This window comes from Rhizorhapis sp. SPR117, assembly GCF_021742065.1.
The window spans coordinates 1-9,619 of record NZ_JAKKIE010000089.1 but is presented as its reverse complement, the minus strand read 5'-3'; the positions used below and the strand labels follow the sequence as shown (position 1 = coordinate 9,619).

The window sequence follows — 9,619 nt, the reverse complement described above, 5'->3', positions numbered from 1 at the left end:
TCCTATCGACTTCGAACGTGAAGCTGGGGTAGCCTGAATGAACTTATCTCGGTGTCCATCAAACCGGCAGCAGGCCAACGATCACCTATACCGTGAGTGAAGTAAGCGTCGGCTATCAATTCGTTATACCGCCCATAACTTACTCCAATCGTGCCAGAAGGGGCGAACGAAGGATCTCGCGTTTTGATCAGAATTGCGCCACCTGTGGCGTTCCGACCAAAGAGTGTGCCCTGAGGCCCTTTCAGTATCTGAATGCTTTCTATGTTTTGAATGTTCCGGTTGAGAGCAAGCGGATTTGGCTGATAAAATCCGTCCACATATGTGGCAACATTGCTTTCTTGGCCAATGCCGATAACTGTAGTTGTTATTCCGCGTATCGTAGGCTGAATATACCCGCCAACCGCAGCTATATTCGTTCCCGGTGCTATAGCCGGTAAGTCCCTGAAGCTCGTCAACCCCGCAGCCTCGATCATTCGATCGTCCAAAGCAGAAACCGATATAGGAACGTCGATCGTATTTTGATTGCGGCGTTGGGCGGTTACCACAATGATCCTTTGAGTCCCTTCGTTCGCCCCCGAATCGGCCTCGTTGGAACTTCCAGGCTCCTGATTGATGGGTTCAGGTAGGGGTGCTGGAGGAGGTTCAGTGCCAAGTTTTGGGCCAGAACTCATCTCATCACCTTGCGTGCCAATAAACTTGGCTACCGTTGGACTCTCCTCCGCGAATGCTTTTTCGGGCTGCACTAGCGTAGCTGAGCTAAGCAGCATTAAAATTCTGATATTCCTCATAACCTTCCTCCCCGATGGCCTTGTGAATCAGAACTTGAGGTTCCTATGTTTTTTCGGTTTAGGTCTTAAGTCCGGTCTTTATGAACTGTGCGACGATCCGATTGAAGCTCGGTGCGCGCCCAATCTGCACCACGTACCCATTCATTCCCGCCTTTGCCCCGGACCATGATAACCGAAGTTTGGAGGGTCTCTAGGTCCTTCACAATGTAATCCCAAAATTGAGAATAGTATAAGAGGGTTGCTTGCACCAATGAGCGCCACTAATATAATATCATATTATGATAGGAGGGGTTATGCAAAACTCTCGGCCAATGGCATCGCTCGACAAATCGCTTTCGCTCCTGACGGCGGTCGTCGAGGATCGGGGCCGTCGCCCGTTTTCCGTGGTCAGCGCAGAGCGGGGGCTTCCCGCTCCGACCGCATATCGAATCCTCGCTGCCCTGAAGAAGCACGACCTTCTGGAGAGCGGTCAGCGAGGGTACTACGTGCCGGGGAAGGCACTGCGTAGGCTCGGTTGGCACGCGTCGATGACGGAGGTGGCCGCAGCTGCATGCCGTCCGGTCTTGCAGGAACTCTCACGTCAGACGGGCCACACGGTTCACCTGGGCACTCTCGAGGATTGGATGGTTACTTATATCGTCAAAGTACCCAGTACCGAGGACAGCCTGCTCACGCGCGAGGGAATGCAACTCGAAGCCTATTGCTCCGCAATTGGTAAGGCCTTGCTCGCTGGGCTGTCCAATAACCTATTGCAGGAGTATCTCAATTCCGGGACGTTCTATGAGTTGACCGAGAGAACGATTACGGATCCAGACAGACTTAAGGACGAACTGTGTAGGATCAAGCAGGGCGGCTTAGCCATCGATGATTGCGAAGTGGACGATCAACTGCGCTGCCTTGCGATAGGGATCACCGACGATCCACTTTTTTTAGCGGTGTCTATCGCCAAGAAGGGACCGGCATTCAACGAGGCGGAATTGAACTTACATTCGGCCCAGCTTCGCAAATGTGCACAAATCTTACGGTCGCTTCTTTTCCGATGTCTTGCATAGTTGGATCACCCGGCGTTCCATCGCCAAAAAATGTTGACTTGCTTTTCGGAAGGCTGCCGCGCGGCTTCTATCGCAATATGAGACCGGTCGCAGGCAGGGCGCTTTCCAAACGGGGAACCCCGGATTAAGCTCAGCACCAGCCACGAGACGCGAGACGATTGCCACGACGTGAGTCGGCGCACCTGTTGTAGTGCCAAAAGCATGAGCGCTTGAGTTGAGTGATCAAATGGGAGCAGGATTTATGCGGTTGAGCGGAAAAGTTGCGATAATCACCGGAGCGGCGTCCGGAATCGGTCAGGGGGTCGCAACCCGATTCGCCGCCGAGGGCTGTGCGGTGTTCATCCTCGACCTCAACGAGGAGAGCGGCAGACAGACACAGGATGCAATTAGAGCCAAAGGCGGCGACGCGACGTTCCGGTACGCCGACGTATCGCGGGCGGATCACTGGTCGGAAGTCGTTGCTGAGGTTCTTGAGCGATACGGAAGGATCGATATCCTCCACAACAACGCCGCGCGCATCATCTACGGCAAGAACGTTCTGCAGACCAGCGAAGAGGATTGGGACGACGAGTTCGCGACGACGCTCAAGGGGGCCTTTCTGGGTTGCAAGGCCGTTCTTCCTGCCATGGTCGCGCAAGGCTCTGGCTCTATCATCAATACCTCGTCGACGGCCGGCATCAGCGGAGTTCCGCGCTTCGCCGCCTATTCCGCTGCGAAGGGCGGCGTAATCCAACTGACCCGCTCCGTAGCGGTGGATTTCGGCCGCAGCGGCATACGAGCAAACGCGATCTGCCCCGGAATCATCGAGACTCCTGCAATACGGTCGCTGCTTGACAACAAGGAATACTTTGCCGCCACCAAGTCCCGTTTAATGCTGAACAGGATCGGCCAGCCCGACGATATCGCATCCGCCGCGGTTTTTCTGGGTTCCGATGAATCTGGCTTCGTCACCGGCTCAGTTATGGTCTTGGATGGAGGGAGGACGGTCTCCTACTGAATCCGAAACAACAGCAACGCTCACTCAGACTGAGAGCATCGGATTGGAGAGAAGAAATGCAGAAGGAAAAGAAATTGACCGAAGGTGACCCCGCCTTTCCTCTTGAGATTTCGTCAGAGTCGATGAAATCTCCGGAATACTTCAGAAAAGAGCTTGATCGATGCTTTGTAAATAATTGGATACTGCTTGGGAGAACACAGGAGCTTCCCGAAATCGGAAGCTATATCAGCAAGGATCTTCCTTTTGGAAACGCCTCTATCCTGGTCGTTAATACGAAGGATGGGATCAAGGGTTTTCGCAACATATGCAGGCATCGCGGAAACAAGATCGCCTGCGCGGCAGCAGGGCGGGCCCGGACTTTCACCTGCACGTTTCACGGCTGGACCTACGATTGCGATGGTAACCTGCGAGGGGTCCCCGATGAGGAATCCTTCGTTGATTTGGACAAGGCCCAACTGGGGCTTATCCCTGTTCACGTCGACACGTGGAACGGCTTCGTCTTCGTCCATCTTGGGAATGAAATCACCACGTCGCTCAAGGAGTACCTGGGAGACTTATACGGGTTTTTCGACAGTTTCGACTTTCAGGAGCTCAACGTCACGTGGTCTTTCAAATCTGATGTCGAAGCCAACTGGAAAATTTGCTTCGATGGCTTTCTCGAACAATATCATTTTGCGTTTTCCCATCGGACTACGGTAGCAGACTCATTTCTGGCGCCGGACAATCGTTTCGGCCGGTTGGGCTGGCATCGGTGGTGGGAGCCCCATTGCGTCTGTTCGATCACGAGCAATCCGTCACCCCGGCATCCGCCAATTGGGAAGATTTTGGGTGGACCGAATGTCGCCGGCAGCCTCCCGCCCCAGCCGTTCAGCATCGGCAAGAATCTGAATCCCACCCAGGACGACCACTGGGCGCTGGACAGTGTGATGCTGTTCCCGAACTTCCTTATCCAGGCCCATCCGAACAGCTACAACGTTTGGTGGTTTTGGCCCGTCTCCGCGACAAAGTCTGTGTTCGAGTATCGGCGGTATGAGCGCGCGCCCCGAAATGCCGGCGAACGGTTCGCACAAGAATATTATCTCTCCCTCGTTCGTGATACGTTTCTACAAGATCTGTTCGCCTTCGAGCATGTGCAGCAAAGCATTTCCTCAGGTGTCATAGATGAATTTCCGCTCAGCCGAAGCGAAGCGCGGGTCGCGTATCTTCATCATCAGGTTAACAAGCGCCTGGCAAGCGAGGACAGCCCCGCGAGCGACGGGGGCCGCGATGCATTTTCGAGCTGATGGCGCTGAGCGGCCTACTTCATACATGGCAAGACCCATTCTAAAAAGCTTCGTGTCTCCTCGGGCTGTGGAGCTAACTCAGCCGGCACCCAAAACGCGCACAGACTCGCACTCCGTTAAGGGAGGCGACGATCCGCTGCCTCGTCAATTTGGCTATTCCGACACGACAACTACGAAGGTCGCGGCCGACGCCGGCTTGTCTCACGGCGCTATGCTCCATCATTTAAAAAATGACCGGGCGCATGCAGTCGACCATGGGCGAACTCTAGGAGAAGCGCCTCCGCCCGTTCCGGTGCGCCGTCGACGAAACCACCCCCGGTCTCCGAATTTCTGGTCGACGAGGAGACGATCGAGCCAGTGCTCGACAATGCTGAGCCGCAGATCGTGCGGCAGGTTCTGCGCCGCCCGCGTCACGAAAGACTCAAGCCGAATGCATCATGCCGCTTCGAATCGCCCGCAGCAGGATTGTGTGGAAGATAGGATAATTCCAGCTGCACCTTGTATGCGTGGAGAAGAAGGGGGCTACCGGCTGCAGATCGTGATGGCAGCGGCAGTACCTGAGCGCGCAACAGAGCGCCGAGCCTTACCTCAGGTAACGCTGGTAGAGGACCGGGGCTTACGTCTCGTCTCATCTGCAGGCGCGATGCTCTTCGAGAGGAAAGCCGACCTAAGCGCTGCCGGAGCGCCGGCGGAATGAGCCGGAGCAAAGGCCGCGGGCCTTTAGCAGGCCTTAAGGTCATCGACCTGACGAGCGTGCTGATGGGTCCCTATACTACGCAAATTTTTGCCGATCTCGGCGCCGACGTCATCAAGGTTGAAAGCCCCGAAGGGGATACGACCCGCTATTTGCCGCCCGGCCCGACGCCGGACTGCGGTGGCATGTTCATGAACTTGAACCGAGGCAAGCGCAGCCTCGTGCTCGACCTGAAACAGCTCGCCGCCAGGCAGGTGCTGCTGCGCCTGTGCCGCCAGGCGGATATCTTCATCCATTCGATGCGGGCGCAGGCAATCCGGCGTCTGGGCCTAGCTTATGCGGCAATGGCGGAAGCTAATCCGCGTCTCGTCTACGCCAATCTCTACGGCTTTGGTCGGCGGGGCCGCTACGCCAATTACCCTGCTTATGATGACATCATCCAAGCGGTCTCCGGGCTTGCCGATCTGCAGGCGCGCCTCAGCGGTGGAACTCCTACCTATCTCGCCACGGTAGTGGCCGACAAGGTTGCTGGCCTCACCGCCGCTTATGCCGTCCTCGCCGCCCTCTATGCGCGCGAAAGGACGGGGGTAGGACAGGAGATCGAAGTTCCCATGTTCGAGACAATGGTCTCGTTTGCGATGACCGAACACCTGGGCGGCTCTCTGTTCGAGCCACCGATTGGCCCACCCGAATATCCCCGCATCGTCGCCACTGAACGCCAGCCCTACCGGACGAGGGACGGCTACATCGCGGTCATGATCTACACCGACAAGCATTGGCGCGCTTTCTTCGACGTGATCGGCAACCCGGAATGGTCGAAGGATCCGATGTTCGCGAACATCCGCTGCCGAACCGAGAATATCCGCGCCGTGCTTGGCCGCGTCTCCGCGCTCATCGAGAGGCGGACGACGGACGAGTGGATGGAGGTCTTCCGCGCGGCCCAGCTGCCTGCAATGCCGCTCCGAAGCCTGACCGACCTGCTCCACGATGATCATCTGGAGGAAGCCGGTTTCTGGGTGCGGCGGGAGACGGAGCATGGGATGGTGCGCTTTCCGGGCATCCCGACCGATTTCTCGGTTACGCCCGGGGAGATCGGCAATCCCGGTCCCCGGCTCGGCGCGCACAGCCTCGAGGTTTTGGAAGAGGCAGGCTTCCATGCTGAGGAGATCGCTTCGCTTCGGAAGGCCGGGGCCGTGGGGGGATGACGTCAGGGGGGGAATACCACCAGCGGTTCGGATCCGCTCGGGTCCACGCGGGCGCAGACACGCGTGGCGGACCCTGACCGCGCCGACCTCGATCTGTTCGATCAGGCACATGATCCGCGGCCCTTCTTCGACAATCTTCAAGGATGAAGATATACTTCCCGCTTGGGCAGCAAGTGCCCATTATTCTTGGGAGTTAGATCCTCCCGCCTCCACTCGCCTCAATCACATTCGAAATTGTCCGCGCCTGTCTATCACAAGGTGGGAGTAGCGGATGGAGAGCCATTGCTGTGACTCTATTAATATCCGTAAAAAGCGGTAGGGTCACACGTCGGACGGAAACAATTATGAAAAGTACTCATGAGCAAGCGGCGCAGATGTTGCGCGACGCCTACAGCGGCAAAGTCATCGCGCCGCTGCGAGATTTTCTTGACCCCATTGACGCGGAAGGCGCTTACGCTGTTCAGGAGATCAACACGCGCTTTTGGCAAAAACAAGGACGCCGAGTTGTCGGACGCAAGGTCGGCCTCACGGCAGAAGCCGTGCAAAAGCAGCTCGGGGTTGATCAGCCGGACTTCGGGGTGCTGTTTGAGGACATGCGCATTGCCAACGGCGGCACTCTCGATCCCACGCGGACGATCCAGCCCAAGGTCGAGGCGGAAATCGCCTTCGTGCTGGGGGACGACCTCGCCGATCCCGAAACGACACCTGAGCAGGCCGCTGCCGCCGTCGCATCCGTGCATGCGGCGATCGAGATAGTCGATAGCAGGATCGCGGATTGGAAAATTACCTTCGCCGACACAGTGGCAGATAACGGATCCTCGGCCTTCTTCGTTCTTTCTGAAGACGGACATGCGCTTGAGGGGCTCGAACTCGAGAGCGTGCAGATGACAATGCTGGTCAATGACGAAGTCTCCTCAACGGGCGTGGGGAGGGCAGCGCTGGGTAACCCCCTCAACGCGGCTGCCTGGCTGGCGCGAACTCTCAGCCAGCGTGGTCAGCCCCTTTTGAAGGGCGATATCCTCCTTGCAGGAGCGCTTGGCCCGATGGTGACCTTGTCGCAAAGCGACCGAGTACGGGCTTCGGTCGAGGGTATCGGCGAGTGCGGTTTCACCTTTGGAGACCCCGTGTGACAGATAAGACGAAGGTTGCCATTATCGGCTCGGGAAATATCGGCACAGACTTGATGATGAAGATCATCCGGCTCTCCGACACGCTGGAAATGTGCGTGATGGTCGGCATCGATCCTCAGTCTGACGGTCTTGCATGTGCATCCCGGCTAGGTGTTGCAACGACACATGAAGGGATCCACGGGCTGGTTGCCATGGCCCAGTTTGCCGACATCAAGATCGTGTTCGATGCCACCAGCGCCGGCGCACATCGACGCAATAGTGAGATCGTCCTTGGGGCAGGCAAGAGGATGATCGACCTTACGCCCGCGGCGATCGGTCCGTACACAGTTCCTCCGGTCAACGGAGACGATAATCTCGACGCTGAAAACGTCAACATGGTGACCTGCGGTGGGCAGGCCACCATCCCCATCGTTCATGCCGTGAATCGGGTGGCTAGGGTTCACTATGCGGAGATCGTAGCCTCAATTGCCTCGGCAAGTGCCGGCCCTGGAACGCGGGCCAATATCGACGAATTCACGGAAACCACGTCGCAAGCAATCGCAAAGATCGGTGGTGCGCGCAGAGGAAAGGCGATCATCGTCCTCAATCCAGCCGAGCCGCCTCTCATCATGCGCGACACGGTGTATTGTCTTTGTGAGGATGGTGATAGGGGAGCAATCCGGCAATCGGTCGAGGACATGGTCGCTGAGGTCCGGACCTATGTGCCGGGGTACCGCCTCAAGCAAGTGGTGCAGTTCGAACATATCGGATCGAACCGACCGCTAAGAATTCCCGAGATGGATGGCGAGTTCACCGGCCTTAAGGTTTCCATCTTTCTCGAAGTCGAAGGAGCCGCGCATTACCTTCCGTCCTATGCCGGCAATCTCGATATCATGACTTCTGCAGCCATGAAGACGGGCGAAAAGATAGCGCTGCGGCTTCGACAAGGAGTCGCAGTATGAGTCTCGATCCAACGTGGACCAAGCTTTACATCCAAGACGTGACTCTGCGTGACGGGATGCACGCGATCCGCCATCAATATGGTCTCGATCACGTCCGGGAGATCGCCAAGGCACTGGATGCCGCCAAAGTAGACGCGATCGAGGTCGCGCATGGCGACGGACTGAGTGGCTCGAGTTTCAACTACGGCTTCGGCGCCCATACGGACTGGGAGTGGATCGGCGCGGTCGCTGAGGTTCTGGATCACGCCGTCCTGACGACGCTGCTGCTCCCCGGCATCGGTACCGTGAACGATCTCAAACTTGCTTATGACCTGGGTGTTCGCTCGGTTCGTGTTGCCACGCATTGCACTGAAGCCGACGTATCGAAGCAGCATATCGAAGCTGCGCGAAGGTTGGGTATGGACGTATCAGGCTTTCTGATGATGAGCCATATGTTGGAACCCGGAGCGCTCGCCGGACAGGCGAAACTGATGGAAGAATACGGCGCGCATTGCGTGTACGTCACCGACAGCGGCGGCGCAATGAACATGCAACAATATGCTGCTCGCCTGCAGGCTTACGCGCGTGTTCTGAAGCCGGAGACGCAACGCGGCGTCCACGCTCATCATAATCTGTCGCTTGGCGTCGCAAACTCGATCGTGGCGGTGGAGAATGGGGCAGTGCGAGTTGATGGAAGCCTTGCGGGAATGGGCGCTGGAGCCGGCAATGCTCCGCTCGAGGTCTTCATTGCCGTGGCCGACTCGTATGGCTGGCAGCACGGGTGCGATCTCAATGCTCTGATGGATGCAGCCGAGAGCCTCGTCCGGCCCCTCCAGGACAGACCGGTTCGGGTTGATCGCGAGACGCTCACCTTGGGTCATGCGGGAGTCTATTCATCCTTCCTGCGTCACGCCGAGAAAGCCGCAGCGGATCATGGTCTCGATACCCGTTCAATCCTTATGGAAGTTGGCCGCCGTAGATTGGTCGGGGGACAGGAAGACATGATCGTGGACGTGGCGCTGGACCTCGCACGCTCGGCGGCCGGAAAATGATGTACGCGTAGTTGCCGAGATATTGGGTGGGTACTCCGCCGATCGTTGCGCCGAATTTTTTGAAAACGGGGTCGGGTTCCCCAAGTTCTATGGAGTTTCCGTGAGATGAAGATCCGCCGATACCGACCGGGAGGAAATGGATGCCGACGAGAAGGGTTGCGATGCGCCATGTGCGCGAGATTTTGCGTTTGAGCCTGGATGCAGGGCTTTCGACACGGGTGGTTGGCGAGCGGGTCGGGGTTGGACCTACGACGGTCCGCGACACGCTGAGGCGGTTCGCCTGGTCGGGGCTGTCGCTCAGATGACGGACGCCGATCTCGAGGGGCGCCTTTATGGTGTGGGGCAAGCGTATGGCGGAAGCGAAAGGGATGAAATGCGCCCGCGTCGCTGTCGCCCGCAAACTGGGGGACATTGCGTAATTGATTTAGTGTCCCGCTTTTTGGAGGAAACCCCCCGACTTCAGTCGGGAAGAGGCTTCAGCCGTTGCCTCGGGGAATA

General features: G+C 57.5%; 9 protein-coding genes. 8 read left to right on the top strand and 1 reads right to left on the bottom strand.

Annotated elements, in window-relative coordinates:
* Positions 1 to 2: 2 nt before the first annotated feature.
* Entirely contained in the window at positions 3 to 788 is a 786-nt protein-coding gene (locus tag L3X40_RS19685) for a TonB-dependent receptor plug domain-containing protein (RefSeq protein WP_237367101.1), read from the bottom strand.
* A gap of 311 nt (positions 789 to 1,099) precedes the next feature.
* On the opposite strand from L3X40_RS19685, the gene L3X40_RS19680 reads away from it, so the two are divergent.
* The 8 genes from L3X40_RS19680 to L3X40_RS19645 all read left to right on the top strand — a co-directional run bounded on the left by L3X40_RS19680 (position 1,100) and on the right by L3X40_RS19645 (position 9,426).
* Entirely contained in the window at positions 1,100 to 1,840 is a 741-nt protein-coding gene (locus L3X40_RS19680) for an IclR family transcriptional regulator (protein ID WP_237367100.1), read from the top strand.
* Positions 1,841 to 2,087: 247 nt separating this feature from the next.
* Positions 2,088 to 2,837: an SDR family NAD(P)-dependent oxidoreductase gene (locus tag L3X40_RS19675; protein ID WP_237367099.1), complete on the top strand. Its 750-nt coding sequence runs from the start codon at positions 2,088 to 2,090 to the stop codon at positions 2,835 to 2,837.
* Positions 2,838 to 2,893: 56 nt separating this feature from the next.
* The gene (locus L3X40_RS19670) at positions 2,894 to 4,120 is read left to right on the top strand and encodes an aromatic ring-hydroxylating oxygenase subunit alpha (RefSeq protein ID WP_237367098.1); all 1,227 of its coding nucleotides are present in this window, start codon (positions 2,894 to 2,896) and stop codon (positions 4,118 to 4,120) included.
* A 693-nt stretch (positions 4,121 to 4,813) separates the two neighbouring features.
* Positions 4,814 to 6,019, top strand: a complete 1,206-nt coding sequence (locus tag L3X40_RS19665; RefSeq protein ID WP_237367097.1) for a CaiB/BaiF CoA transferase family protein — start codon at positions 4,814 to 4,816, stop codon at positions 6,017 to 6,019.
* Positions 6,020 to 6,363: 344 nt separating this feature from the next.
* Positions 6,364 to 7,149, top strand: coding sequence for a 2-keto-4-pentenoate hydratase (locus tag L3X40_RS19660; RefSeq protein ID WP_237367096.1), 786 nt, complete (start codon positions 6,364 to 6,366; stop codon positions 7,147 to 7,149).
* Positions 7,146 to 8,090 carry an acetaldehyde dehydrogenase (acetylating) gene (locus L3X40_RS19655; protein ID WP_272908057.1) on the top strand — a complete coding sequence of 315 codons (945 nt, stop codon included), beginning with the start codon at positions 7,146 to 7,148 and terminating at the stop codon, positions 8,088 to 8,090. Before L3X40_RS19660 ends, L3X40_RS19655 begins: the two co-directional genes overlap by 4 nt.
* Entirely contained in the window at positions 8,087 to 9,121 is a 1,035-nt protein-coding gene (gene dmpG, locus L3X40_RS19650) for a 4-hydroxy-2-oxovalerate aldolase (RefSeq protein ID WP_237367095.1), read from the top strand. The genes L3X40_RS19655 and dmpG overlap by 4 nt, the downstream gene beginning before the upstream one ends.
* Before the next feature lie 140 nt (positions 9,122 to 9,261).
* The gene (locus L3X40_RS19645; protein WP_237367094.1) at positions 9,262 to 9,426 is read left to right on the top strand and encodes a helix-turn-helix domain-containing protein; all 165 of its coding nucleotides are present in this window, start codon (positions 9,262 to 9,264) and stop codon (positions 9,424 to 9,426) included.
* The last annotated feature ends 193 nt before the right edge of the window (positions 9,427 to 9,619 follow it).